Origin of the sequence: Nocardia nova (assembly GCF_002933465.1) — a bacterium.
Classification (GTDB): domain Bacteria; phylum Actinomycetota; class Actinomycetes; order Mycobacteriales; family Mycobacteriaceae; genus Nocardia; species Nocardia nova_B.
In genome coordinates, this window is the sequence record NZ_PSZE01000005.1 from 268,892 (window position 1) to 294,493 (window position 25,602).

Consider the following 25,602-nt stretch of genomic DNA (forward strand, 5'->3'; position numbering starts at 1 on the left):
GTGACCTGCGCCGTGCGGTTGGTCGCGGTCAGCTCGGCTCGGCCGGCCCCACCACCGCCGCGGTGAGCGCGAGGACGCCGCCGACCGCGATGTGCTGTTCGATCAGGTGCGGCGGGGGGCGTTAGGCCGGCGCCCACCGGTTCCCCGGCGGCGAGAGCACGAGTCTGCCGAAGACCTCACCGGCCGCCATCCGGCGATGGGCGAGCACCGCCTGGTCCAAGGGAAGCTCGTCGTGCACAACCGCTTTCAGGTCACCGCGGACGGCCGCGTCGAACAATTCGGCGGTCGCGGTGCGACGCTCGGCCCACGGTACGGTGTCGGCGCTGAAGGTGGCGAACGACATCGACTTCTTGAAGGCGGCGATCATTTCCATGCCGAAATCCGCAGGCGGAAGGCCGCCCATCGCCCCGACGGCCACCATCCGGCCGTTCGGTGCGAGCCGGGCGAAGAAGGCCGGTAGCTCGGCCCCGGCGACGATATCGATGACGACGTCGTAGCCGGCGGGAGCCTCCGCGTCACCCGCGCCGGACCGGTCCAGCACATGGGTCGCCCCGAGGCCGCGCAGGCGCTCGCCTCGCGCGGCCGACGAGGTGGTGACCGCCACCGCACCGGCGCCGCAACGCACCGCCAGCTGGACCGCCATGACGCCGATGCCGCCGCCCGCACCCCGCACCAGCACCGACTCGCCAGGCGCGAGATGGGCGCGGCGCAGGGCGAAGCGCGCCACCATCCCGGAGGTGCCCAGCGTCACCGCCTGCGCGGCGGACAGTCCCGCCGGCAGTGCGACCAGCGAATCCGCCTGCACGGCGGCATATTCCACGTAACCACCACCTTCGCCGGTGAATGCCCACACCCGCCGTCCGGCCCATGCGGGGTCGACACCGTCACCCACGGCAACCACGGTTCCGGCGACCTCGCTGCCGGGAACATGCCCCGGCGCGAATCCGTAACCGGCCAGCCCGCCACCACGGATCAGGACGTCGACTCCGCCGACGCCGATCGCCTCGGTGGCGATCACGACCTGTCCCGCGCCCGCGACCGGCTCGGGCGTCTCGGCCACGGTGAGCCCCTCGGGACCGCCGAACGCTTCGATGATCACTGCTTTCACTGCTCTGCTCCGTCTTCTGTTCGCTCGCGCATCGATAGGCGGACCGTAACGGACGCCAGCGTCCGTTTAGCTAAAGTGAGAGCGGTGACCAGGCGTTCGTCTCACTCCTTGCGTTCGGATGCGCGGGACAATCGCGCCCGCATCCTCGACGCGGCGCGTGCGGTATTCCTCACCCGAGGCCTCGACGTTCCGATCCGGGAAGTGGCGCGCCGCGCCGAGGTCGGCCCCGCCACCCTCTATCGCCATTTCCCGACCAAGCAACTGCTGGTCGCCGAGGCGTTCACCGATCAGATGCACGCGTGCCGGTCCATCGTGGACGAAGGGCTGCGCAACCCGGACCCGTGGCAGGGTTTCCGCGGTGCCGTGGAGAAACTGTGCGAAATGTATGCCCGCGACCGAGGTTTCACCGCGGCTTTCATGTCCACCTTCCCGCACGCGATGGACTTCGCAGCGCTACGCACCGCCACGCTGACCGCCACGGCCGAGCTACTGCGCCGCGCCAAGGCCACCGGCCGGCTGCGTCCGGAGGTCGTGCTGGACGACCTGCTCTTGATGATCATGGCCAACAACGGCATTCAGGCGCGGACACCGGAGGCCCGAGTCGCGGCGTCGGCGCGCTTCGCCGCATTCATGATCGACGGTTTCCGGGCCTCGCCCGAATCCTCGCCGTTACCACCGGTTCCGCTGCTGACGCCCGGAGCGGGACCAGCGGCCGAGACGGACCGCCCGCCCGGACATCGATGATGACACTATCGAGGGATGAAGAGTGTGCAGAATTTCCGGGACCACGCCACGGCGCATCTGCGCGAGTTCGGGTTCCGCACGACGCTCGATGCACCGGGAATTCGCCGGGCCACCGTCGTGCTGTGTGTGCTCGAGCACGACGGGCGCCCCTGCGTGGTCGTGATCAAGCGGGCCTATCGCGGCCGCAACGCCGGTCAGTGGGCGCTGCCCGGCGGACGGGTCGACGGTGACGAAAGTGCGATCGCGGCGGGGTTACGGGAACTGTACGAGGAGATCGGCCTGGTCGCCTCGCCCACCGATGTCCTCGGCCGGCTCGACGATTTCCCGGCAGCGTCCGGTTTCGCGATCACGCCCATCGTCGTCGCGCTCGACGATCCCGGGGCGCTCGACCCGAACGCCGACGAGGTGCACGCTGTTCATTTCGTTCCGCTCGACCGCCTCGCGGCCGACGATGTCCCGCACTGGGTCGACCGGCCGGACGGCACCCGGCTGCTGCAACTCAGGATCGGCGATGCGATGACCATTCACGCGCCGACCGGCGCGATGCTGCTGCAGTTCCGCGATGTCGTGCTCCTCGGCCGCGAAACCCGGGTGGCGGACCTGCTGCAACCCGACTGGACGCACAAGTAGGCGCTGAGCGGTCACCGACGCGCCGGTTCGGCCGCCGCACGCGAAACGACTTCCGCGCTAGCGCGTCTGCGGCGTGGGTGCGCGGTCCAGCCAGGCCGCGAACGCGTCGAAGGTGAACGGACGTCCGAGGAAGTCCGCCACCGAATCGGCGGCGTCGCGCGAACCACCCGGTGCCAGGACGCGATCGCGGTAGCGTTGCGCCACCACGGGGTCGAACAGGTCGCCGGCGTCGAACACGGAGAACAGATCCTTCGCGATCACCAGACTCCACAGATAGGTGTAGTACGCGGACGTGTATCCGGCCAGGTGCCCGAACGAGGCTTGGAAATGGGTCTGCGGCACCTCGGCTATCCGGCTGTGCCGCGTCACGGCCTCGATGACCACCAGGTCGTGGTCGGCGGGCCGGTCCTGGTGCAGCAGATAGGACACCTCGGTGTAGCCGACCTGCGTGAGGACCGAGATGCCCTTGCCGAAATCTTTCGCTGCCCGCATGCGATCCACCAGTTCGGCGGGGATGGGCGCACCGGTCTCGTCGACGGCGAAGCCGGCGAGAACGGTTGCGTCCCAAGCCCATTCCTCCAGCATCTGCGACGGGGCCTCGACGAAGTCCCATTCCGTGGCGACACCGGCGAAGCGTGCCCAGTCCTGGTGGCCGCCGACGACATGGTGGATCAGGTGCCCGAACTCGTGGAACAGCGTGACGACGTGCTGGTGTTCCATCAGTCCGCGCGAGAAGTTGCACACCAGCACGCCCTCGGGCAGGAGTTTTCCGCCGACACCACCGACGAGGTCGAATTGCGCGGCGTGCTTGTATTTGCCTTCGCGGGGATGCAGGTCCAGATAGATCCGTCCGCGTCGTTCACCGTCGGCGTAGACGTCGTAGACGGTGACGTCCTCGTGCCAGCGCGGTACGTCGACCGGTCGATACTCCAGTCCGAAGAGGCGGCCGGTGACTTCGAGCAGACCGGTTCGCACGCGCGGGAAATCGAAGTAGCGGCGCACCTCTCGGGCGTCGACGTCGTATTGTTCGCGGCGCACGAGTTCGGTGTAGTAGCCGACCTCGGAGCGGTCGATACTCGTGGCGGTGGGCTCGTCCTCACGGCGTCGGGCCAGCAATGTCTCGAGATCGCGCCGACCCGCGGCGTCGGCGGCGCTCGCGATGCGCTCGATGAATTCGGCGATGGCATGGCCGCTGCCGATCATTTTCACGTCGGCGTCGTAATCGGGCCAGCTGTCGAAGCCGAGCAGCCGGGCCTTCTCCGCACGAAGACCCAGGATCTCGTGCAGCACAGCGTCGTTGGCGGGCCAGCCACGGCTCTCGAATTCCACGGTGAGGGCGCGGCGGGCGTCGGCGTCCCGGGCATAGGTGCGGAACGGGAGATAGTCCGGGTAGTCGGTGGTGACCGTGACGAGCCCGTCCGCCGCGGGCGGATGCGCGGTGACGAAGTCCGCGGGCAGTCCGTCGAGTGCACCCGGTGAGACCCGGATCGAGCGGACGTCTTCGCGGATGGTCCGGCCGAATTCCTGTTCGAGTACGGTGAGCCGCTCGGAGATCGCCCGGAGCCGGTCCCGGGTTCGCTCGTCGCGGTCCACACCGCTGCGCCGGAAATCGCGCAGGACGTGCGCGCGCATGCGCGCCGACACCTCGTCCACGCTCGCGGACTCGGTGGCGGCGACGATGTCGTAGAGATCGCGGTCGAGATCTCTCGCGGTCCGGGCTCGATCGAACTCTTGCGCCAATTCCTCGGCCAGCCGGCGCACCTCGGGGTCGGGGTGAACTTCGGCGAACAGGTGCGCGGCCGAATCGGCCCCGCGCAGCGCGATGTCGGCGTCGTTCCACAGTTCGAGTACGCCCGCGGTGTCGCCGGGTGTAGTGGCTTTCAGCTGCGCCACCGTATCCGCCGCCCTCCGCAGCCGGCCGCGGACATAATCGCCGAGCCATTCCGGCCACTCGGCCGACGGCAGTGCAAGCGGTTCGCTACTCATGCCCCGACTCTAACCGCGGCCCCGATTCCTGAACCCCGGGGAACCGCCACGTGCCGGCCATGTTCGGGAATTACTCGAAACAGGAAGCGTACTCGCCGAGCGCGGACCTGCCCGGTGGGTCTGGCCTTCATGGCATCGACCACGGGCCCGGGAATGGGAGCCCAGTAGGAGGGCATCGCGGCTGCCGATGCGGGATTCAAGATGTAGATCAGGGCGAAGTTCACGATCCACAGCGGCGGCGCCATCGACATGCCGACCACGGTGCTCGTATTTCCCCCGGTATTGGTGACCAGCTGGTGCGCACCCGAAATCTGTTGCGCCACAGACTCGTAGGCGGCCCGCACCGTGTGGGCGGACCGGTCCAGCGCGACCAGACTCGAACAGCATGGCATTGTCGTGGACTACGACGAAATTCGGCCCTGTCCTCGCTCGGCGAGTGAACTGCCGCGGCGCTAGTTCGGAGCCCGATGGGACAGCACCTGCGTCGTGACCGCCGTCGCGGCTCGGCACGCTTGTCCAGGTTCCGTCTGATCGGGGAGAATGACCTGGGTGTAGAGCAGCTCGGCAAACGCGGTCGCATTCGAATGATGTTGGCCGGGCCAAGGATTCCAGCGTTTCGTCGTTGTCGTCACGACGCAACGGCCGGGCCCGCCGCTCTGGCTGATATCCCATACCCGTGCCGGGAACCCGTTGATGGCGGATCGTTCACCCAGGAAGATCTTCGGGTCGTCGAGCATGACCGACACCATCGCTCCGGGAGACATGTCCGACGCACCGTCGGTGCGCCACTGACAGTCCTGTTCGGCAGGTGCCGATTTGTCGGCGAGGCCGGTCAGGTTCACCGCGGACTCGACCTCCGGCAGGGATATCGAGCCGCACAGGTTGTATCCGTGCAGCGAGTCGCTCGGATAGGCTATGCGCGTATACATTCCGTTCTTCATCGTGGTGACGATGGACTCGATCGCACGATCGCGCGCTGGGCACGGATCGACATCGGCGGGCCGCTTGTCGTATCGCTCGGCTTCGGCGTGCAGCAGAATTCCTTGGCCGTTATCCAGACGGGCCGTCGCATCACACCGAGTGCCATTCCGAGATGTGCCAGTGGTGACGCGTATCGGCCCGCGGACGGTCGACACCGCATCCGATGAGGCGAGATCGGCCGTATGGGCGCCGAGGGTCGTCCAGACCGCTATTCGTCCCGAATCATTGCCCGCGAGCGGCAGGCTGAGGTTGCATTTGACGAAGTTGGACGGTTCGACGGTGATCGCGGTCTCGACGGTCTTCAGGTCGGCGAATGCGTCGGGTGCGATGAATCCGCAGGGATCCACGGTCGTGATGTCGCCGATCGGTGGCACCGAGGAATCGGACCCACAACCCGACACCGAACAAACAACGACCAGCAACGCGACGATGGTCCCGCCGATCCGCCGACATTGAATCAAGACCCCTCCGAAAACCCTGGTGACACCGGGCGATCAACCACCCCGGCACCCAGCCTAGTGCTTCCGATGCATATCCGATTCCGCAGGCTGATCGACAGCCGCAAGCCGGCGAGGCGGAACCTGTAGCGCCGACGTTCCCGCGCCGGCAGCTCGACGTACTCGTCTTCGTCCCAGCCGTCCGCCATGTGGCTACCTTCTCAGCCCTTCTCAGCCCTTCTCAGCACGGAAATCGCTGCGCCAGACAGTGTTCGATGACGACGGCGTCGATGCTTCGGCAGTCTGTGGCCACCACCCGAGTCGGGCCGGTTGCGGCGACAGCATCGTCGGCATCACCACGATCGAGGCACACCGGGCCGCACTGGGTTTCGCCGTGTATTCGGCGGCGAAGGCCGCGGTCGAACAGTTCGCCCGGCGTTGTCGGCCTATCCGACGGGAACGACCCCGCATCCCGACGGCGGTACCGCCGCCTCGGCGGGGTGGTTCAACTGGCCGGAGACCGGCTGGGCGAACTACGCGCCGAGGCGTTATCCGGCCGCCGGTACGGAGAATCAGCCGGTACGGAGAATCAGTAGGCGAGGAAGAGGATCTCGTCGCGCGAGTAGTCGTGGCCGGGGTGGTTCTCGGCCAGATGCTTCTGCGTCTTCTCGACGAGATCGTCTTCGTCGGTGCCGACGATCTGTTCACCGCAGGGGCAGCCCAGTCTGGTCTTCAACGTCGTTCTCCATCGGTCGGGCTGGACGTGTCGTTCCCCGTCACCTTATGCACATCGTGTGCCTTCCGTCACCCCGGGTCAGCCGTCCGCTTCTCCTCCGAGACCGCCCCGGCCGGCGCTCACGGCGCCCCTGAGCTCGGCGTATACCTCGGCTATAACGCGTGACAATTCGCGCGTGGAGGAATCGTCGACCCACCGATCGAAGGCGATCCCGAAGACGGTCACCGCGACTCGGGCGCAGAGGGTCGCGGGCCCCTCCGAGACACCCGCGGTCCGCAGCGCGTCGGCGAGTTCGCCACCCAGGACGGCCATTTTCCTGAGTTCCCGCTCCTGGAGCGCGGGGTTGGCCGCGATGACCGCCCGCCGCCGCAGCTGCCACGCCGGCAGGTCGGGAATCTGCGCGCCGGCCGCTCGGATCGCGGCGATCGCCGTCGCCATCGGGTCCGCATCCGCGGGCGCGGCGGCCACCGATTCCGCGATCGCGCTGCACAGCAGGTCCTGACCGCCGAAGAGCACCTCCCGCTTATCGGAGAAATGCCGGAAGAAGGTGCGTTCGGTGAGGCCCGCCCGCTCCGCGATCTCGGCCACCGTGGTCTCGTCGAACCCGCGCTCGGAGTACAGCTCGAGGGCCGCCTGGGCGAGACGTCCGCGCCCATTGGGTTCCCATCGACTCATGATCCGATCCTAGGTGAGGACAGTTGCTGACATTCGATCCGCCGGGCGGCACCGGAACCGGTGACCGGGCTCGTGATGGGCCCACATCTCCTCGCGGACCACCGCCTGCTCCAGGCAATCGCCGCGGGGCCCCGCGCCCGGCTGTTCGGCTGCCAAGCGAACGATGCTGCGGCACAGCACATTCGAATAACTCGACCGAACTGCGCAGGGTCGATGGCGTAGCGCTACGACACTGCCCGATTCGTGCGCCGGCCGACCGGAGCGCGGGGTCGACACGGCGCACGCGGCGCGACGCGAATTCAGTCGCGGTAGCGCTGCGCGACCGCCGCGAATTCGTCGAGAGCGCGCAGCGATTCCGATTCCGGCAGGGTCGGCAGTGCCAGGGTCACCCGCTGGACACCGGCCTCGGCATAAGCGTCCAGCAGCGCGGGATCGGGCGCGACCGGCGTGATCGCGATCGGGATGTCGCTGTCGCCGACTGCTGCCAGTTGGTTCGGCACCTGCGCCGGGTCGGACACGCCGTGGGGCACCCAGCCGATCCCGAGGCGCACCGCACGCCGGGCCGCGGCCTCGCCACCGCCGACGAAGATCGGCGGATGCGGACGCTGCACCGGCTTCGGCCAGGCGAAGATCGGATCGAAATCGACGAAGCGGCCGTGGTATTCGGCCAGATCCTGGGTCCAGATCGCCCGGATCGCGTCAAGCTGCTCGTCGAGCCGGGCTCCGCGGGTCCGCGGGTCGGTGCCGTGGTCGGCCATCTCCTCGCGGTTCCAGCCGACGCCGACGCCGAAGACCACCCGCCCACCGGAGAGATGGTCGAGGGTGGCCACCTCCTTGGCAGTGTGGATCGGATCGCGCTGGATCAGCAGGGTGACACCGGTGCCGAGCACCAGGCGTTCGGTCACGACCGCCACCGCGGCGAGCGCCACGAACGGATCGAAGGTGCGGTAGTACACACGCGGGAGCTCGCCGCCCCCCGGGTACGGCGTTTCCCGGCCCGCCGGAATGTGGGAATGTTCGGCGAGGAACAGCGATTCGAATCCGCGCTCCTCGAGCGCCGGTCCCAGAACCCGGGGACCGATGCCCTCATCGGTCAGGAAGGTGTTGACTCCGATCTTCATACGAGGCCGAACCTCACCCTCGCCTCCGGGTATTCCCCGGCTCGGCCGCGCGTTCGTGCTCGGTGACGCGCACCGGCCCGAATATGCCCTGCGCGCAGCGTGAATGCGAAACAATCGTGCACATCCGACGCGGCTCGGCTGGGCCGCGACCGCCGAGAGGAGCGTGACATGCAACCCGAGGCATCTCCCTACCCGGTCCGCGTGCGCGGCGATCTGGATCCCGCGCTGTCGCGCTGGCAGTGGATCGTCAAGTGGATTCTGGCGATCCCGCACTACATCGTGCTGTTCTTCCTGCATATCGCCTATGCGGTGGTGACGGTCATCGCGTTCTTCGCCATCCTGATCACCGGCCGGTATCCGCGCGGCCTGTTCGATTTCAATGTCGGTGTCCTGCGCTGGTCGTGGCGCGTGCGCTTCTACGCGCTCTCGGCACTCGGCACCGACCGGTACCCGCCGTTCAGTCTGCGGCCTGACGAGAACTATCCGGCCGACCTCGAGGTCGACTATCCCGAGCGGCTGCACCGGGGTCTGGTCCTCATCAAATGGTGGTTGCTGGCGATCCCGCAGTATCTGATCGTCTGGGCGTTCGTCGGCAGCTCGCGGTACTGGGGCGGCGACGACGAGGGGACCGCCGTCATCTGGATTCCGCTGCTGGGCATCCTGGTACTGATCGCAGCGATCGCGCTGCTGTTCACCGGCCGCTATCCGAACGGCCTGTTCGCCTTCGTACTCGGAATGAATCGGTGGACGCTGCGAGTCCGGGCCTACGTGTCGCTGATGCGCGACGAGTACCCGCCGTTCCGCCTGGACCAGGGACCGCGGGAGCCCGAAAATGCCCCGCGCCCACCGGAATCCGGTTATCCCGTCTGATCACCGACTCGCCGGAGCCAGGCGCGGGAGCAGTCCTGACCATTCTCGGCTACAACGACCTCGACCACATCGGGCCTGCCCGTTCGATCGAACACGTACGCGGCTGCGCGGAATTCGTCGCGGCCGCCGCGAACGATCCGTCGCGCGCGCGGTTCCGGCATGCCGACATGGCCGGCGACCGGCCGAACTCGAAGCGGCCGACAGGTCCACGTACTGCGACATCGTGCACACCCCGACGAACCACGCCGAACCGACCGCCCGAGCGGGCCCGGACGCACGCGCTACTGCTCGTCCATATCCCGACGGTGGAGCGTCAGCAGGAGATGATCGAGACGGGTCCGCGTCGGTGCGGGCACCGGGGGCATGCTGTCCAGGTCACCGACGAGGTGCGCGGCCAATTCCTGCAACTTGACGTTGGTTTCCTGGGATCGCCATGCCAGGACCCGGAACGCCTGCTCCGCCGAGATCCGGTAGACGAACATCAGTATTCCCTTGGCCTGTTCGATCGCCGCCCGGCGCTCGATAACGGCGGGCAACTCCTCCTCGCGCAGTAGCCGGCGCTCCCGGTCGACCGATTCGGTGAGGTCGACGTAGTAGCCCTGCGTGCCGATCACCTGACCCGACGCGTCGAGCATCGGCTCCGACACCACCAGCACGTCGCGGACCGTGCCGCCGGTGTCGACGATGCGGTGCCTGCTGGAGAACGGTGCGTGATCCTCCACCGAGGTGACGATGGTGGCCTCGACCCGGTCGCGGTCGTCGGGATGCTTGTGCGCGAGCAATAGCTCGGTGGTCGGCTCGAGCTGGCCGGGGGCGTAACCGTGCATGCGGGCCACCTCGTCCGACCATTCCCACCGTTGTTCGGCGAACCAGAATCGGAACCGGCCGACGCCTTGCGGATCACCGGCGCCCACCACCCGCTCGACGCCGTCATCCTGCCCGCTGGCGACCATGGTCGCAGCCTACTCCCCCGGGCAGCGCCTCTCACCTGCGCCGATGCCCTGCCGGCAGTGTTGGTTGAACGGTCGTGCCGAGGCGATGCCCGGTGGCGTCCGATCCGTAGCCCAACCGATACCGGATCCTTTCCGGTTCTCGACCGATGAAACCGGAGGGTCCGTAGGATCGGTTCGGTACGCGAACGGCGCGCATCCGCCCGCCCCCAGCGTTCGATTGTGCACCACGTAGATGCGTTGCGCGCCAACCTGTTTCGAAACTCCGGCGCAGGCCGAGGCGAACGGTAGCCGAATGCGAACATCCGTACGCAGGCACAGCACCGATGAGCTTGCGTGATCGAGGTGCTCGCTCCATGTCGTCGCATACGACGGAAACGGAGTGGCCCGAATGACACATCCCGCACGAACCCACCGGACCGGAGGCGCCCGGTCTCGTAGCGACAGCTACGACAACATCGAACCGTGGTTCGACAAACTCGCCGACCTCGACGCCACCGACCCGCACCGGCGGGCACTGCGCGAACACATCATCGAATTGTGTTTGCCCCTGGCCGAGCACATCGCACGCCGCTACCTCAACCGCGGCGAGGCCTACGACGATCTGCTGCAGACCGCCCGCATGGGCCTGGTACTCGCGGTGGACCGCTTCGACCCGGGACGTGGCGCGCCGTTCCTCGGCTTCGCCGTTCCCACGATCATGGGCGAGGTGCGCAAGCACTTCCGCGACCACACCTGGGCGGCCCGCGTACCCCGCCGCTACAAGGAACTGCGCCACCGAATCGTGAAGGCCGGCGATCCTCTCACTCAGCGCCTGGGCCGGGCGCCCAACGCCCGGGAGCTGGCCGCCGAGCTGGAGGTCGACATCATCGACATCACCCAGGCGCTCGTCGCCGCCAACGTCTACCAGTGCGATTCCCTCGACGCCGCGCGCACCGAACGCGACGACATGCCATCCACGGCGGCCGTCGCGCTGGGTGTCGACGAGCCCTGCTACGAACTGCTCGAACAGGCCGCCGCGGTCCGGCCGCTGATCGCCGATCTGCCGCAGCGCGACCGCGACATCCTCATCCTGCGATTCTTCGAATCGAAGACGCAATCGGAGATCGCCGAGCACTTCGGGGTGTCGCAGATGCATGTATCACGACTGCTGACCCGCATTCTGGACACGCTGCGCGACGGGGTGTGGCGCACACCCGAGGACGCGGTCGCGCAGCCGTAGCGCGGCGAATCGGGCGGTGCCTGCTATCCGCCGCGCTTGTCGGAGGCGACGAACAATTGCCCGCCGATCATCCGCGGGCAGCGGCACGACCGTGCGCACCGCCGCGAGGGTCGGCGCCGCCGCCGGCCGGGCGCCTGGCTCGCGCAACGCGTCCGCGCCGAGTAGCGAATCACTGGTGCGCCGCCGCGGCGTGCGGTCGCCGCACGCTGACGGCCGCGGTCACCAGCAACCCGGCTGCCGCCAGACCCAGCACGGTGACGATCGCCCCCATCACCACATTTGTCCAGAGCACGCCCGTGGGGCGCTCACCCACGACCCACGGGCTGATGATCTGCCAGATGCCGATCGGGATCAGGACCCAGCTCAGCCCGTAGCCGTGCGCCGGCATCGCGGTGATCACCAGGCCGATCACGGCCACGGCGATGCCGAGGATCAGGTTCTGCATGACCAACTTCGGCGCGACGGAGAAGTCGTTGATCACCCACGGCGTGATGGCCGTGAACAGTCCCGCCAGCAGGACCAATCCGTCGATCGTCACAACCGACGCACCACCCGGGCCGCCGTGGCGGGCCTCCTGCCCGGTGGGCCGGTCCACTGCGGTGCTCTGTGGATAGCTGACCATCTCGAGTCTCCTTCCCCACTGTCGTTCGATGCCGTCCGATCGGCCGGCACTGTCGGGCTACCCGGTGTCGCCGCGACGAACCCGGGTCGGCCGGGTCAGGATGTCCGGTCCGGGCGATCCGTTCGGATGGCCGCCGAGGCGGCGGCGCGGGAGCGGACGCCGAGCTTGGTGCGCGCGTTCGCGACGTGCCGGTGCACGGTGTGTGGACTGAGGGTCAGCCGCTCGCCGATCTGCGCGTCGGTGAGCCCCTCGGCGACCAGGCGCAGAATTTCGCGCTCACGCTCGGTCACCGCCTCGGGCCCCGGCGGTACCGGCTGAGACCGGACCGGATATCCCAGCCCGCGCAAAATCGCATCGGCGACCGCGGTCGCATCACCGCGCCACGGGAAATGGTCCTCGCCGTACAGTTCCACGAAGGTCGCGCGTGGCACCCGGCGGGCGACGTCGAGGCCGAGCGCGAAAGGCACCGCGCGATCGTCCCTGCGATGCAGCACGGTGGTCGGGACGGTGACAGCCGCCAGGTACTCGGTGGCGTCGAGTTCGTAGGTGGCGGCCAAGGATCGGGCGGCCTGTTCCGCCGTCGCGGACAGCCGCTGGAATCGGGCGAACCGTTCGCGTTCGGCGCTGTCGGCGCCGGGTACGAACACATCGGCCAGCAATCGGGAGCCGAGGCCCCAGTGCGCGGAGATCGCATCCAGCAGCGCTCGGCGCGCACCGTCCGGTGCGATGTCCACGCCCCGGGCGAACGATCCGTAGAGGACGAGTCGATGCACCCGGCGAGGCAGCCGGGCCGCGAGTCCCGCGGCGACCGCCGAGCCCGACGACGCGCCCAGCACGGCCACCCGCTCGAACCCCAGCGCATCGACGATGTCGGCGGTCACGGCGATTTCGCCGTCCGGGTCGACCGGCACCCCCGCCTCGGACAGTCCTCGGCCCGGCTGGTCGTACCGGATGACGGTGAACCGAGTCGCCAGCCGAGACACGAAGGCGCGGAACAGCGGATCCTTCCAGTTGAGGATCAGGTGGCTGCACCACCACCCGCCGATCAGCAACGCGGGACCGCTGCCGACCACCGAACAGGCGACCTCGCCGCCGACTGTCCGCACCCGGTGGATCACCTGATCCTCGGTGCGCACCATGCTGCCACCTCTCGCGCGGCGGCCGTCGAGGCCGGCGCATCATCCGGGATCGATTATGGCCCGAAACGGCCATGACGCGAAGGGCCGCCACCGGCCACACTCGTTCACCATGACCACCGCAACTTTCGGCGAACGATTCTTCGCCAGCTGGTATCCGGGCTTCATGGCCCGCGTCGATCGGGCCGGACAGGCCGATCTGCGCCGCACCCAGCTCACCCACGCATCCGGTCGCACCCTCGAAATCGGGGCCGGCGACGGCCTGTCCGTCCCGCACTATCCGGACGGCCTGGACGAACTCGTCCTGCTCGAACCGAATCCGGCGCTGCGCGCCCGCTTGACAGCCCGCGCCGACGCCCTCACCGCACCCGTCACCGTCGTGGACGGCGACGCGCACCGGCTGGACTTCCCGGCGGCCAGTTTCGACACCGTGACCGCCTCCCTGGTCTTCTGCTCAGTGCGTGATCCGGCCCGGGCGCTACGCGAGGTCCATCGTGTGCTGCGTCCCGGCGGCCGGTTCCTGTTCCACGAACACGTCCGGGGAACCGGCCTGCGCGCCGGCGTCCAGGACCTGCTCACCCCGCTGCAACGACGCCTCGCGGACGGCTGCCACGCCAATCGCGACTTCGAAAGCCTGCTCGCGGCAGCGGATTTCGATATCGAGGTCATCGAACACACCCGGATGCCGACAGTGGTACCGACCATCGTGCCCTTGGTCGTCGGCACCGCGCGCCGACGGTGAGTGCCCAGCACCGACGAGACAGACCTAGCCCTCCTCGGCCTCCGGCCGGGGCGCCGGGCGTTGCACGATCCGCACCAGCTGACGCATCGCGTGCCGAGCCTCCGGAACATCCGAGAGATGCCACGCGTGGAACATCCCCGGGTATTCGAAGTAGGCGAGTTCGACATCCTCACGCACGCACCGCGCCCGGAAGCGCCGGGCGTCGGCCAGCAGGATGTCGCGGGTGCCGATGAACAGGCTGAGGCGCCCGGGCGCCGTGGCGGGCGCGTTCAAAGGGCTGATCATCGGATCGCGACGGTCGAGGTCGCCCGCGTACAGGCGACCGGCCTCGGCCAGTCCCGCGACGCCGAGATAGGGATCGCACGGCTCGAGGGCTCGGGCCATGGGATCGGTCATGGTGACGTCGAGCCACGGTGAGATCATCACGACCTCCTTGGGCGTAACCGCCTCCGCCGCGCCGAGCTCGCGCGCCAGCACCAGCGCCAGCGCGGCACCGGCGGAATCACCCATGAACACCTTGTTCTCCCAGGCGGTGTGCGCGAATACCTCGTCGTGCACGGCGCGCACCATGGCCACCGTGTCGTCACCGTGGTGTGCGGGAGCCAGGGGGTAGAGCGGCACGGTGACCGTGCATCCGGTCCGGTCGACCAGTCGCGCCAGGAACTTCCAGTGGTCGTGCTGGATCTGGTGCACGTAGGCGCCACCGTGCAGGTAGAGCACGTGGCGCGAGGTGCCGCCCTCGAGTGGCCGGATGGTGTATACCGGCCGGCCCCGCATGGTGCGGCGCGTCACCCAGTAATGGGTGTGCAATTCGGCCGGCGGGCGGTCGCGGTCGGGCCGCTGGCTCTTACGGATGCTCTCCCGCAGCGCATGCGCGTCGGCAAAGGTCTTGTCCGCGTGGGTCATTCGCATTCCGGCGATCAGCATCCGGCTGCGCAGACTCGGCTTCGCGTGATTCACCGGGGCTACCGGCTCCAGGTCAAACGTGGTCACGGGGGATCACCCTCTTCCAGTTCCGTGAGAACAAGCCGCGCCCGGCGAGATTCTCCTGCCGCATGGACGTCACCGTCCGCATCAACCCTCCTTGATCCACATCGGCGACCGGTTCCGGACCCGGCGTCTCGCCGCCCGGTGCCACCGCCCCGTCGATTACGCACTTTCAGCGGCTACCCGCTCACGACCGCACTACACCGTCAGCGCACCCGTTCGTGCGATTCCTTACGAAACCACGTCTCATACAGCATCTTTCGACGCGAAGCGGGCACGCTGACGACCGCTGCGCGCCACAGTGAGCTGCACGACATCGTTCGCCGAACCGCGGCCCCGTGGGGCGAGATCTTCGGCGGAAACGCGTTGCTCCCCGTGCTGTTCCTGCTCGCGACGTCGCTGTCGGGCTCGTCGATTGCTTCCCCAGGCCCACAACACCGATATCTACCTCACCGCTCTCGGCGGCGTACTCACCCTCGTCCTCATGACCGGTCTGGTGTTCCGTCCCCGCCGCCATGGTTGCGGATGGGGCCCGGATTCGCTGACCGTGCTCGTCGTGTACGTCCTCGGCGTGGTCGGGCTCGCCCTCATCCCGAGCTGACCGCGATGCCGGTGGCGCGGTAGCGGGGTTTCCGGAGGGACCTAGGATCGAGGTGATCCACTTGCCGGAGGATGTGAACAGACAAGGGGTGTCGGTGATTTCAGCACGCGAGATGTGGGCGGTGTTCGAGCCGATCCACGCGGTGACCTATTTCGCTCCGGAATGCCGGGCCGAATTCGAGCAGGCAGGTCTGCGCGGCTTCTGGCGCGGTTATTTCGGCGGTCGATCGGCGCCCTTCGGGCCGGTCGGTCCCGGCGTGGTGACGGCGGCCTTCTTCGGCTTCTCCCCCGCCATGGTGGCCCGGGCGCTCCCGGGCGTGTGGGAGCTGGCGACGCCGCAGCGAGTACTCGCGGCCCGCTCCGCCGGTGCCCGCGCCGCGCTGATCCGGCTCGGCGGAACCCACGAGGAGTATGCCGAGGCGGCCGAACTGGCCCGGCGGGCCGCGACAGCGGTGGAACTCGAAGGCAAACCCCTCGCCGCCGCCAATGCCGACCTGCACTGGCCCGGCGACCCGCTGTCGGTCCTGTGGCATGCCTGCACGGTGCTGCGCGAGCACCGAGGCGACGGCCATGTCGCGGCGCTGACCACCGCCGGACTGACCGGATGTCAGAGTCTGGCCTGGCGCGCCGCCACCGATTCCGGACGCGACGTCCTGCAACCGGCTCGCGGCTGGGACGACGAGGACTGGGATCGCGCGATCGCGGGCCTGACCGAGCGGGGCTGGCTCGACGCCGACGGACGGCCCACCTCGGCCGGTCGTGCCGAATTCGACGAGATCGAAAGGCGCACCGACGATTTGGCCGCGCGGCCGTGGCGGGAGATCGGGTCCGCGGCGACCGAACGCCTCGCCGAACTGCTGCGACCGCTGGCCCGCGCCGCCCATACCGCTATGCCCGACCGCACCCCCATCGGCACGCTGCCCCGCCCCTGAGCGGCAGGGATTCGCGTTCGGGCGAAGAAATTGACCAACGTCCCACGCATCGGAGCCTTCGGCACGATTCGGCGAAGCTAGCGAACGCGGATAGTTGCCGTATGGGACCGATGAGCACCCCGGCGACCCGGTCGGTGAACTCGGTAACGCCCTGCTCGGACTCAGCGCCGAGGTCCAGTGGTCGCCGCAGCGCTAGGACGTGGGCCGCGCCGAGCCGGCATGCCGTGCTGCCCGCGGGTTTCGCAAGGACCCGGCAGGAGGCATTCGATGGTGTTTCGTGATCGCGTCGAGGCGGGCAGCAAGCTCGCGACGCGTCTGATGACCCTGCGTGATACCGATGTCGTCGTCCTGGGCCTGCCGCGTGGCGGAGTACCGGTCGCCTTCGAAGTGGCGCGGGCATTGCGCGCACCGCTGGACGTGCTGGTGATCCGCAAGCTGGGTGTCCCCTATCAGCCCGAACTCGCTTTCGGCGCGGTCGGTGAGGACGACACTCGCGTACTCAACACTCTGGTCGTGCGCCGCACCGGACTGTCCGAGGACGACATCGATGCGGTGGAGAAGCACGAACGCGCGGAACTGGCGCGTCGCGTCGACATGTACCGGCAGGGCCGCGACGGACCGCCGCTGCGTGGCCGGACCGTGGTGCTGGTCGACGACGGCATCGCGACGGGGGCCACCGCCCGCGCCGCCTGCCGCGTGGCCCGTGCCCGCGGCGCCGCCCGTATCGTCCTCGCGACGCCCGTCGCCGCACGCGAGGCATTGGCGTCGCTGCGGCCGGAAACCGACGACATCGTCTGCCTGAGAACGCCGCTGCTCTTCGACGCGGTCGGCCAGTGGTACCGGCACTTCGGTCAGACGAGCGACGCCGAAGTCGTCGATCTGCTCGCCCGGGCGGCGGTCGCCGCCCGCGAACGACCCGGCGTGGCCGAGTCCGGCGATCCGCCGCTGGTCGACGACGAGGTCGCCATCACCGTCGGGAAGGCCGAACTGAGCGGCCACCTGACGGTTCCGGAAGCCGCGACGGGCGTGGTCGTCTTCGCCCACGGCAGCGGCAGCAGCCGCCATAGTCCGCGCAACCGGTTCGTCGCCACCGTCCTGCAGCGGGCCGGACTCGGAACGCTGCTGTTCGATCTGCTCACCCCCGCCGAAGAGCTCGACCGCGCCAACGTCTTCGATATCGGCCTGCTGGCGAATCGGCTGGCGGGTGTCACGCGGTGGCTCACCGCGCTGCGCTACGCCGACGACCGTCCGATCGGATACTTCGGCGCCAGCACCGGGGCCGCCGCCGCGCTGCGGGCGGCCGCCGCGCCGGAACTGGGCATCGCCGCCGTCGTCTCCCGCGGCGGCCGACCCGACCTCGCCGACCTCTATCTGACCGCCGTGCGGGCGCCGACCCTGTTGATCGTGGGCGGAAACGACCCGACGGTAATCGAATTGAACCGGTACGCCCAGCGAGCGATGACGTGCGAGACACGCGTCGAGATCGTGCCCGGCGCCACCCATCTGTTCGCCGAGCCCGGCGCGCTGGAGGCGGTAGCCGAACTGGCCCGCGACTGGTTCGGCACCCATTTCCGCGAATCCGCGGCCGCCCGCGCGCGACCATGACCGGGTGAGCGATGTCCTCACCCCTGTGCGAGACCCCCGCCCTCCCCGATGGTGCGGACCAGAAAGACCCCGGTGACCACCGCGACGGCGACCGCCATGGCGAGCCCGCCCACTGCCCCGATCGCGGCGATCTGCGCCGCCGACTGCCCGGGCTGCCACCACGGAGTGGACACCGCGGTGAACGCGCACAGCCCGGCGATCCAGCCGATGGCGTTGCCCCAGGGCCACAACGCCGCCCGCTCGCTGTAGTGGCGCAACACCGTCCACTGCGCGACGCCCAGGGAGAACACCACGACCAAACCCGCGGCCACCACAGCCGGAATCTGCACCCACAGCGGCCACCGTGCGACCTGCTCGCCGAGGAGCATCGGCACCATCCCCAGCATCCACGCCACGACCGCGGCCGCCGCCGTGACCCCGATCCAGGGCGCCGTGCGCCAGTGCGGCAGTGCGGAGCGCAGCACGGAGGACTGGAACGCGCCCAGGACCGCCCCTTCCACCGCACCAGCGGACAGCATCGCGGCGGCCGTGACACCGGCACCGGCATGAGCGGTCGCCGCGGCGGCGGTTGCCGGGGCGAGAAAGCCGAGGAATTCCCCGACCGTCACGGCCGCCACCCACCGGCGCCACAGCGTCGTCTGTCGCGAGAGCGGGCGCAGTGCCGGTTGGTCGATGGTCATGATGGGTCGCCTCACTGGTCGAAGTCCGTGATTCGATCCTGGATCGCGGCCCCGCCCGCCCGGCAGATTCGAAAGTCCTTGACGGTCCCCGGTTTCCGGCATCCCTGTCACCGGCACCGCGCACATCGACGCACCACGGGCCGCATGGTCCACATTCCGGTGACTTTGGTCCATCACGAATTCGCGGATCATCGGCGACGCTGGTACCGATGGAGACGAACGACCCCTTCGCCGCGCTCGCCGAAACTCATTCGGCAGTAGTCGTGCTGTACGGAGACCGGGCCTACAAGGTCAAGAAGCCGGTGCGGACCGACTTTCTCGACTTCTCCACGCGGGCCGCGCGCGAAGCGGCGTGCATCCGCGAACTCGAACTCAATCGGCGGTTTGCTCCCGATGTCTATCTCGGCATCGGACACCTGTCCGATCCGACGACGGATGCGGACGAACCGGTGCTGCTGATGCGCCGGCTCCCCGACGCCACCCGGTTGTCGCGGCGCCTCGACGACCCGCCCGCCGCCCGCGACATCCTCTCGGTACTGGTACGCGACGTGGCGGCCTGGCACGACCGGGCGCCGGCCGGAGCGGCGATCGATCGCGCGGCGAGGGTGACGGCGGTCCGCGAGCGCTGGATGTCGTTGCTGTCCGGGATGACCCATCCCCCGATCGAATCGGCCGCGGTGCGAGAGCTGACCGAACTGGCCATGCGCTACCTCGACGGACGGAAGGCGCTGTTCGACAAGCGCATCGCCACCGGGCGTATCGTCGACGGTCACGGAGATTTGCGCGCCGACGACATCTTCGTCACCGACGACGGGGTACGGGTCATCGACTGCCTCGACTTCGACGACGAACTCCGCCACGTCGATCGGCTCGACGACATCTGCTTCCTGGCCATGGATCTGGAACGCCTCGGGTACCCGGATCTCAGCCGGGCGGTCGTCGACGAGTACCTCGCGACGACCGGCGACCCGGCGCCGGACTCGCTGTACCACCACTACATCGCCTACCGGGCGGCGGTGCGTGCGAAGGTCGACTGCGTGCGATGGCGCCAGGGCGAGCGGCACGCCGCGCCGAGTGCGGTCCGGCACGTCGAGGTCGCCCTGCGGCACCTCGCCGCCGGCGCGGTGCGCCTGGTGCTGGTCGGTGGCCTGCCGGGGACCGGCAAATCGACGATCGCCCGCCGCCTGGCCGCGGCGACCGGCGCGATTCTGTTGTCCAGCGACCACATTCGCGCCGTTGCGCGCACCGAGGGCGTGCTGGACGGTGCGATCGGCGAGTACGACCACGGCGCCTACAGCCCCGCCGCCCGCGATCACGTCTACGCCGTCATGTGCGCCGAGGCGCAGACTCTGCTCGCCGCCGGCCGGTCGGTCGTTCTCGACGCCAGCTGGATCGATGACGCGCAGCGACGCCGAGCGTCTCGGCTCGCGACCGACACCGCGGCCGATCTCATCGAACTCTGTTGTAGCGCACCGGCTTCCGTCGCCGCCGCACGCATCAGGGCACGCAGCGGATCCGAATCCGACGCCACACCCGCCGTCGCGGCGGCCATGGCCACCGATCGCGACCCGTGGCCGGGTGCGGTGGTACTGGACACCACCGCACCGGAGGACGATACCGCCGCAGCCGCGCTGCGCAGTTATCGGCACAGGATGGAACGGGAGCACTCGTGACCGCGGAGCCGACCGTCGACCTCACCGACGTCACCTACCGCCGTCTCAGCCCCGGCGACTGCGACGCGGTCCGGGATCTGCACGCGACGCTCGATCAGCGCGACGGCTACTACCGGTTCTTCGGCGCGCGGCCGCAACATCTCGAACATCTGGCCGCGGCCATCTCGCTGAACGACCCGAAGCACTGCGCCTTCGGTGCCTTCTCGGGCGGTCGGCTCATCGGTGTGGCGAATTACGTCGTGCTGCCCGACACCGACTGCGCCGAGGTGGCCATGGTGGTCGCCCACGAGGACCAGCAGTCCGGTATCGGCACCGCACTGCTCACGCGGCTGGCCGAGGACGCACGACGGCACGGCATCAGCCGGCTCGCGGGCGACATCCTGGCCACGAATTCGAAGATGATGCAGTTGCTGATGGACATCGACCTGCCGATGTCGGCCCATCGCGACGACGACGTCGTCCACGTCCTCCTGCAGATCGGCACGTCGTAGGCGGCCGCCGGCTCCGGTCAGCCCATTTCGCCTACCGGCGCCGCGGCCCGCGTCTGGTCCTCGTACAGCTGCTCGATCCGCGAGCGCAGCCCGGGAGCGGTGCCCGAGGTGGTCAGGGCAGCGGTCGCCGCGGCGATACCCAATCGGATCGCGTCGTCGAGGTCGTAGCCGCGCGTCAAGCCGACGGTGATGCCGCCGACCATCGCGTCCCCCGCGCCGATCCCGCTGCGCACCGGCACCGGTATCGGCGCGAACCACTGCGATCGCTCGGCCGTGACCGCCAGTACCCCCTCGGCGCCGAGCGACACGACGACGACCTCGGCGACCGAGGCGTGCACGAGTTCGCGGGCCGCAGCGGCCTGTGCGTCGCGATCGGGCAGGGCGCGCCCGACCAACTGCGTGAGCTCCCGCACGCTCGGCTTGATGAGGAAGACGCCGCGCCGGATCGCGCGCAGCGCGGCCCCGGAGGTGTCGAGAATCATCGGAACACCCTGTGCTGCGGCCACATCGGCGAGAATCTGATAGTAGTCGGACGCGACGCCGGGCGGAAGGCTGCCGCTGGCCACGACGTAATCCGCGCCGGGCGCGTAGTGCTCCACCGCCGCCAGGCAGCGGTGCTGTTCGGCCGGCGTCAGCCGCGGCCCCGGGAAGACGAATCGATACTGCTCCCCGGTGTCGTCGGCGAACACGGCCAGATTCTCCCGGCTCGCCTCGGCGGTGGCCACCGCGTGTGAGGGGATATTCGCCGAGCGCACCAATTGCTCGAGGAAGACTCCGGTGTGCCCACCGGCGGGATAGATCGCGGTGACGGGCTCACCGAGTGCCGCGACCGTGCGAGCCACATTGATGCCGCCGCCGCCCGGGTCGAAACGCGGTGCGCTGCACCGCATCTTGTCGGTCGGAAGGACCCGGTCGGCGCGGGCGGCACTATCGATCGCGGGATTCATCGTGAGCGTGACGATCGGCATACGATCCATCTCACGGGATCGGCGGACCACCGAGTAGGGCATTCCGGTCGGCTGCGGTGGTGACCGAAGTCCCGTGTCCGGTTCGAGCGCAGCTCCCACAGTCGAGTACAAGGAACGTCACCGAACCCGGCCGGGTGCCGGAAGGAGACATCAGAGTCCCCAGCGCCGCACGACGGCCGGGCGTGATCGACCGTGCTCGGCTCCGTCTCTCCGGATACCGACCGCGCGGCCGAGGTGCCCGCTCGGGTTGAGCCACGTCGTAGCGTGTGCGGCCGGTTCAGGCGGTGGCGCGAGCGCGGGCAAGCAGCGTCTCGATCTCGTCGGTGATCGCCGCCGGGATCAGTTCGATATCGGGGGTGGTGTCGTAATCGCCGGTGATCCCGAAGGTGAACTGACCGGCGTAGCTCAGCATCGCGACCGTGGTGCGTAGCCGCATGGCCACCGGTATCCCGGGCCAGACCTGCTCGACCTCGCCGCTCGCGATGCTCAGCCGGTGGCGAGGTCCGGGGACGTTGGTCGCGAGCGCGCTGATGCCGCGTTGCGGGAAGCGGGTGGCCAGCCGGAACGCCCACGCCGCCACACCCGCGGGCAGCCGGCCGGCCAGCGTCAGCAGCGATGCCTCCGCCTCCGCCTCCCCCCGCCCGCGATGGCGGGCAATGCGCTCGTGCACGGTCTGCAGACGGTGCACCGGATCGGCGACATCGACCGGCAAGGCGGCGATGACGACCGAGACCCGGTTGCCCATCGCATATTTCGCCTCGGCCGAGCGCATCGACACCGGTATCACGATCCGTACCGAATCCGGCTGGGGTTCTTCGCCGCGCGCGCACAGCAGGCGTCGATACGCTCCGGCGAGCGCGGACACCGCGACGTCGTTGACCGTCGCGTCGAACGCGGCGCCGACCTCGTGCAGCTGCGACAGCGAGGTCCGCGCCACCGCATACCGGCGCCGGCGGCCCAGCGGGCCGTTGAGCGAGGACGTCGAGGTGGGGACCACGGTATCGCGCAGCACCGGCACCAGCGCGCGTGCCGTGCGGACAGCGAAACGGGAAGCGGTGTACGGCAATCGGATCACGGTCCCCGCCGTGGCCCGCAAGCTCACAGCGGTGTCCGGCGGCCGCATCGGCAGCTCGGACGGCGACTCCGGCTCTTCGTCGCAGAGACTTTCGAACACCGTGATGCCGGCGATCCCGTCGACCATGCTGTGGTGCGCCTTGACGATCACCGCCCAGCGGTCCTCGGCGAGATTGTCGACCACGACGACCTGCCACAGCGGATGTTCGCGATCGAGGCGGCGGGCAAGCTCCTCCCCCACCAGCTCGCGTAACGCCTGCTCGTCGCGGGGGCCGGGCAGCGCCGTCCATCGGACGTGGCGGGACAATCGGAAATCCGGATCGTCCTCCCAGCTGGGCGCCGTGATGTCCAGCGGCGTGCGCCGCATCCGCTGGTGCAAGCGGTCGTTGCGGCCCAGCGCCCGGGTCACGGTCTCGTCGAACCGCTCTCGGCTGGGCACCGGCCCGGCGACGATCGCGATCGCGGCGATGGCGATGTTGACGTGGCGGTCGCTGTCTTCCAGCTCCATGAAACCCGTATCCAGCGGTCCGAATTCGTTCATGGTGGTGGCCCGTTCCGAAACATGCCGGCGATCTGCCGAGCTGGTGGGTCCAGTCTCGCGCGCTCCGTCGTGTCACCGGCAGATGCGAAGGTAGCCGCCGCGAGTGACGAAAGGCGGCCCGTGGCGGGTAGTGCTGCTCTGGCGAAGAACCGGTGGCGCGAGCGCGTCACGGTTGCGGATGCACCACCATGACCGGGCACCAGGCGTGCTGCACCAGCGAATGGGAAGTGGAGCCGAGCAGCGCGCCGAGCACCGCGCCCCGGCCGCGGCTCCCGACCACCAGCAGTTGCGCCGATTTCGACGACTCCAGCAGCACCGCACCGGGATCGGCCAGCGACACTCGGCGCGCCACAGCGACATCCGGATATTTCTCCTGCCAGCCCGCCAGCCGTTCGGCCAGCACGGCACGTTCCCGCACCTCGACCTCGCGAGCCGAATACAGGATGTGCGGATCGTCGGCGAACTGCCCGTAGTAGACGTCGTGGCATACGTGCACGGCGACGAGTTCGGCCCCACGCTCGGCGGCCTCCTCGAACGCCGCGCCGATGGCTGCCTCGCTCACCGGCCCGCCGTCGATGCCGACCACGACGGGGCCCTCGGTGTGGACGCGGTTCTCCTCACGCGGATCGGTCCGCACCACCAGCACCGGCCCGGTCGCATGGGCGGCCACCGCCGACACCGTGGACCCGAAGTGGCCGGCCAGCCGGTTCGTGCCGTGGGCCGCGAGCACCACCGCGTAGGCCGATGCACTGGCGTTCACCAGCGCCCTGGCGGGGTCACCGTCGACGACCGCGGTCGAGATCCGCAGCCCCGGCAGCACCGCCCGGACTCGCTGCGCCGACCGTTCGACCAACGACGCGCCGCGCTCACGAGCAGCGGCGAGCATGACGGCCGCGGGAGAATCGAGCGAACCGATACCGAGCTGCAGCCGGTTCAGGTCCAGCGCGTGCACGATGCGCAGTTCCCGCCCGCGTTGCGCGGCCATCCCCGCGGCCCAGTCCACCGCGAGATCGGCGTGCCCGGAACCGTCGACACCCACCACGACCGCGGCCGCGGCGGAATGGCGGATGTCAGAGCTGTGATCGGGGGCCATGGCGCCGTTCCTTCCGTGCGACGGCCCGCGAGGTGCGCGGCCGTTGTCCTCACGGTAGAGACGACGGCCGATGCCGCGATGCGGCCGAAAGTCCTCATCTCCCCCGCGCGGCCAACATCTCCCCGCGCGGCCCACATCTCGCACCGCGCCCGATGCGGGACCTTCGTCCCGGGATGGGAGCCGACGGTCCCTGGCGTGTGTTCCGGGCCCGAACCACGATCGATGCAGGAGGTTCTGCCATGTACGCTCGCGACATTCTCAGCCGTCCCGTGGTCACCGCCCACGCGGAAACCCCACTGCCCCAGGCGATTTCCCAGCTCACCGAGCGCGGCTTCGCCGCCCTTCCGGTCGTCGACGAGGACGGACACGTCGTGGGCATGCTGTCGGAATCGGACGCGCTCTCGGCGCCGAGTCCGGACGCGACCGTCGGGGCGTCGATGACCACCCCCGCGGAGGTGATCGGACCCGGAACCGACCTCGCGACCGTTGCCGCGCGCATGCTCACCCGGCGGTTGCGGTCGATGCCGGTGGTCGAGGCGGGAGTTCTGGTCGGCATCGTGGCACGCCGGGATCTGCTGCGCACCCTGATGCGCGACGACGCCGCGGTGGAGGCGAAGGTGCGTGCCCTGCTCGACGACTACGCCGGCAGCCGCCGCCAGTGGACGATCCGCGTCGACGGCGGGCGCGCGGTGATCACCGGGGGATTCGCCGATGCGGCCGAGGAGCGGACGGTGACGGCGTTGGCGCTCACCGTCGACGAGATCACCCATGCGGAAACGGTTCCGGGCCCCGGCCCCGTCGCGGATGCCGTCGGCGCTCCGACGGCACCGCTGTCGGAGTGGCTGCATCGCAAGGCCGACGAGACCATCGGGTGACCCACGGGTACCGCCCCGCGGTACCCGTATTGCACGGCGCGACAACCAGCTCCCCTCGACGCGATTCGCGGCTCGCCTCGTTCGGGAGCCGCGAATCGGTCGTTGTCCGATACTGCCGATCAC

The 25,602-nt window shown here is 69.3% G+C and carries 26 protein-coding genes; 11 read left to right on the forward strand and 15 right to left on the reverse strand.

The window, feature by feature from the left end; all coding sequences use genetic code 11:
• Positions 1 to 121: 121 nt before the first annotated feature.
• Complete coding sequence (locus tag C5E41_RS08870) at positions 122 to 1,108, reverse strand: zinc-binding dehydrogenase (protein WP_104375331.1); 987 nt, start codon at positions 1,106 to 1,108, stop codon at positions 122 to 124.
• Between the two features lie 84 nt (positions 1,109 to 1,192).
• Between C5E41_RS08870 and C5E41_RS08875 the strand changes: the two genes are divergently transcribed.
• Together C5E41_RS08875 and C5E41_RS08880 are read left to right on the forward strand one after the other, a co-directional pair.
• Positions 1,193 to 1,852 carry a TetR/AcrR family transcriptional regulator gene (locus C5E41_RS08875; protein WP_104375332.1) on the forward strand — a complete coding sequence of 220 codons (660 nt, stop codon included), beginning with the start codon at positions 1,193 to 1,195 and terminating at the stop codon, positions 1,850 to 1,852.
• A 15-nt stretch (positions 1,853 to 1,867) separates the two neighbouring features.
• Entirely contained in the window at positions 1,868 to 2,482 is a 615-nt protein-coding gene (locus C5E41_RS08880; protein ID WP_104375333.1) for an NUDIX hydrolase, read from the forward strand.
• A gap of 57 nt (positions 2,483 to 2,539) precedes the next feature.
• On the opposite strand, the gene C5E41_RS08885 is transcribed toward C5E41_RS08880, so the two are convergent.
• The 6 genes from C5E41_RS08885 to C5E41_RS08915 all read right to left on the reverse strand — a co-directional run bounded on the left by C5E41_RS08885 (position 2,540) and on the right by C5E41_RS08915 (position 8,418).
• Positions 2,540 to 4,468: a M3 family metallopeptidase gene (locus C5E41_RS08885; RefSeq protein ID WP_104375334.1), complete on the reverse strand. Its 1,929-nt coding sequence runs from the start codon at positions 4,466 to 4,468 to the stop codon at positions 2,540 to 2,542.
• A complete protein-coding gene (locus C5E41_RS08890; RefSeq protein WP_439956364.1) occupies positions 4,465 to 4,860 on the reverse strand; it encodes a hypothetical protein in 396 nt (131 codons plus the stop codon). The genes C5E41_RS08885 and C5E41_RS08890 overlap by 4 nt, the downstream gene beginning before the upstream one ends.
• A 60-nt stretch (positions 4,861 to 4,920) precedes the next feature.
• Positions 4,921 to 5,823 carry a hypothetical protein gene (locus C5E41_RS08895; RefSeq protein ID WP_104375335.1) on the reverse strand — a complete coding sequence of 301 codons (903 nt, stop codon included), beginning with the start codon at positions 5,821 to 5,823 and terminating at the stop codon, positions 4,921 to 4,923.
• A gap of 652 nt (positions 5,824 to 6,475) precedes the next feature.
• A complete protein-coding gene (locus tag C5E41_RS08905) occupies positions 6,476 to 6,622 on the reverse strand; it encodes a DUF1059 domain-containing protein (RefSeq protein WP_063820473.1) in 147 nt (48 codons plus the stop codon).
• Between the two features lie 78 nt (positions 6,623 to 6,700).
• Positions 6,701 to 7,297: a TetR family transcriptional regulator gene (locus C5E41_RS08910; protein ID WP_104375336.1), complete on the reverse strand. Its 597-nt coding sequence runs from the start codon at positions 7,295 to 7,297 to the stop codon at positions 6,701 to 6,703.
• Positions 7,298 to 7,596: 299 nt separating this feature from the next.
• On the reverse strand, positions 7,597 to 8,418 hold the full coding sequence (locus C5E41_RS08915) for an LLM class F420-dependent oxidoreductase (protein ID WP_104375337.1): 822 nt from the start codon (positions 8,416 to 8,418) through the stop codon (positions 7,597 to 7,599).
• Between the two features lie 168 nt (positions 8,419 to 8,586).
• Between C5E41_RS08915 and C5E41_RS08920 the strand changes: the two genes are divergently transcribed.
• A complete protein-coding gene (locus tag C5E41_RS08920; RefSeq protein ID WP_104375338.1) occupies positions 8,587 to 9,288 on the forward strand; it encodes a DUF4389 domain-containing protein in 702 nt (233 codons plus the stop codon).
• A gap of 281 nt (positions 9,289 to 9,569) precedes the next feature.
• Here the strand turns inward: C5E41_RS08920 and C5E41_RS08925 are convergent, their stop codons facing one another.
• Positions 9,570 to 10,241, reverse strand: coding sequence for a PAS and ANTAR domain-containing protein (locus C5E41_RS08925; protein ID WP_104375339.1), 672 nt, complete (start codon positions 10,239 to 10,241; stop codon positions 9,570 to 9,572).
• Between the two features lie 388 nt (positions 10,242 to 10,629).
• Here C5E41_RS08925 and C5E41_RS08930 point away from each other — a divergent pair, with 388 nt between their 5' ends.
• Entirely contained in the window at positions 10,630 to 11,460 is an 831-nt protein-coding gene (locus C5E41_RS08930) for an RNA polymerase sigma factor SigF (RefSeq protein ID WP_104375340.1), read from the forward strand.
• 169 nt (positions 11,461 to 11,629) lie between these two features.
• Here C5E41_RS08930 and C5E41_RS08935 read toward each other — a convergent pair whose 3' ends face one another.
• Both C5E41_RS08935 and C5E41_RS08940 read right to left on the reverse strand, forming a co-directional pair.
• The gene (locus C5E41_RS08935; protein WP_104375341.1) at positions 11,630 to 12,082 is read right to left on the reverse strand and encodes an SPW repeat protein; all 453 of its coding nucleotides are present in this window, start codon (positions 12,080 to 12,082) and stop codon (positions 11,630 to 11,632) included.
• Positions 12,083 to 12,177: 95 nt separating this feature from the next.
• Positions 12,178 to 13,221 (reverse strand): alpha/beta fold hydrolase, encoded by a 1,044-nt coding sequence (locus tag C5E41_RS08940; protein ID WP_104375342.1) that lies wholly within the window; start codon positions 13,219 to 13,221, stop codon positions 12,178 to 12,180.
• Positions 13,222 to 13,330: 109 nt separating this feature from the next.
• Here C5E41_RS08940 and C5E41_RS08945 point away from each other — a divergent pair, with 109 nt between their 5' ends.
• Positions 13,331 to 13,960, forward strand: a complete 630-nt coding sequence (locus C5E41_RS08945) for a class I SAM-dependent methyltransferase (protein ID WP_104375419.1) — start codon at positions 13,331 to 13,333, stop codon at positions 13,958 to 13,960.
• 24 nt (positions 13,961 to 13,984) lie between these two features.
• On the opposite strand, the gene C5E41_RS08950 is transcribed toward C5E41_RS08945, so the two are convergent.
• Positions 13,985 to 14,953 carry an alpha/beta hydrolase fold domain-containing protein gene (locus C5E41_RS08950; protein ID WP_219823118.1) on the reverse strand — a complete coding sequence of 323 codons (969 nt, stop codon included), beginning with the start codon at positions 14,951 to 14,953 and terminating at the stop codon, positions 13,985 to 13,987.
• A 409-nt stretch (positions 14,954 to 15,362) separates the two neighbouring features.
• On the opposite strand from C5E41_RS08950, the gene C5E41_RS08955 reads away from it, so the two are divergent.
• The 3 genes from C5E41_RS08955 to C5E41_RS08965 all read left to right on the forward strand — a co-directional run bounded on the left by C5E41_RS08955 (position 15,363) and on the right by C5E41_RS08965 (position 18,084).
• On the forward strand, positions 15,363 to 15,548 hold the full coding sequence (locus tag C5E41_RS08955) for a hypothetical protein (RefSeq protein ID WP_104375343.1): 186 nt from the start codon (positions 15,363 to 15,365) through the stop codon (positions 15,546 to 15,548).
• Between the two features lie 94 nt (positions 15,549 to 15,642).
• Positions 15,643 to 16,479 (forward strand): SCO6745 family protein, encoded by an 837-nt coding sequence (locus tag C5E41_RS08960; RefSeq protein WP_219823119.1) that lies wholly within the window; start codon positions 15,643 to 15,645, stop codon positions 16,477 to 16,479.
• A 267-nt stretch (positions 16,480 to 16,746) separates the two neighbouring features.
• A complete protein-coding gene (locus tag C5E41_RS08965; RefSeq protein WP_104375345.1) occupies positions 16,747 to 18,084 on the forward strand; it encodes a phosphoribosyltransferase family protein in 1,338 nt (445 codons plus the stop codon).
• Positions 18,085 to 18,101: 17 nt separating this feature from the next.
• On the opposite strand, the gene C5E41_RS08970 is transcribed toward C5E41_RS08965, so the two are convergent.
• Positions 18,102 to 18,764, reverse strand: coding sequence for a hypothetical protein (locus C5E41_RS08970; RefSeq protein WP_104375346.1), 663 nt, complete (start codon positions 18,762 to 18,764; stop codon positions 18,102 to 18,104).
• A 209-nt stretch (positions 18,765 to 18,973) separates the two neighbouring features.
• Here C5E41_RS08970 and C5E41_RS08975 point away from each other — a divergent pair, with 209 nt between their 5' ends.
• Entirely contained in the window at positions 18,974 to 20,437 is a 1,464-nt protein-coding gene (locus tag C5E41_RS08975) for an AAA family ATPase (RefSeq protein ID WP_104375347.1), read from the forward strand.
• Positions 20,434 to 20,928 carry a GNAT family N-acetyltransferase gene (locus tag C5E41_RS08980; RefSeq protein ID WP_181063167.1) on the forward strand — a complete coding sequence of 165 codons (495 nt, stop codon included), beginning with the start codon at positions 20,434 to 20,436 and terminating at the stop codon, positions 20,926 to 20,928. The genes C5E41_RS08975 and C5E41_RS08980 overlap by 4 nt, the downstream gene beginning before the upstream one ends.
• A gap of 17 nt (positions 20,929 to 20,945) precedes the next feature.
• On the opposite strand, the gene C5E41_RS08985 is transcribed toward C5E41_RS08980, so the two are convergent.
• The 3 genes from C5E41_RS08985 to C5E41_RS08995 form a co-directional block, all read right to left on the reverse strand.
• Positions 20,946 to 21,896, reverse strand: a complete 951-nt coding sequence (locus C5E41_RS08985; protein ID WP_104375421.1) for a 1-phosphofructokinase family hexose kinase — start codon at positions 21,894 to 21,896, stop codon at positions 20,946 to 20,948.
• Positions 21,897 to 22,173: 277 nt separating this feature from the next.
• Positions 22,174 to 23,511, reverse strand: coding sequence for a wax ester/triacylglycerol synthase family O-acyltransferase (locus tag C5E41_RS08990; RefSeq protein ID WP_104375349.1), 1,338 nt, complete (start codon positions 23,509 to 23,511; stop codon positions 22,174 to 22,176).
• A 166-nt stretch (positions 23,512 to 23,677) separates the two neighbouring features.
• On the reverse strand, positions 23,678 to 24,604 hold the full coding sequence (locus C5E41_RS08995; RefSeq protein WP_104375350.1) for a universal stress protein: 927 nt from the start codon (positions 24,602 to 24,604) through the stop codon (positions 23,678 to 23,680).
• Positions 24,605 to 24,843: 239 nt separating this feature from the next.
• Between C5E41_RS08995 and C5E41_RS09000 the strand changes: the two genes are divergently transcribed.
• Positions 24,844 to 25,479, forward strand: coding sequence for a CBS domain-containing protein (locus C5E41_RS09000; protein ID WP_104375351.1), 636 nt, complete (start codon positions 24,844 to 24,846; stop codon positions 25,477 to 25,479).
• Positions 25,480 to 25,602: the final 123 nt, after the last annotated feature.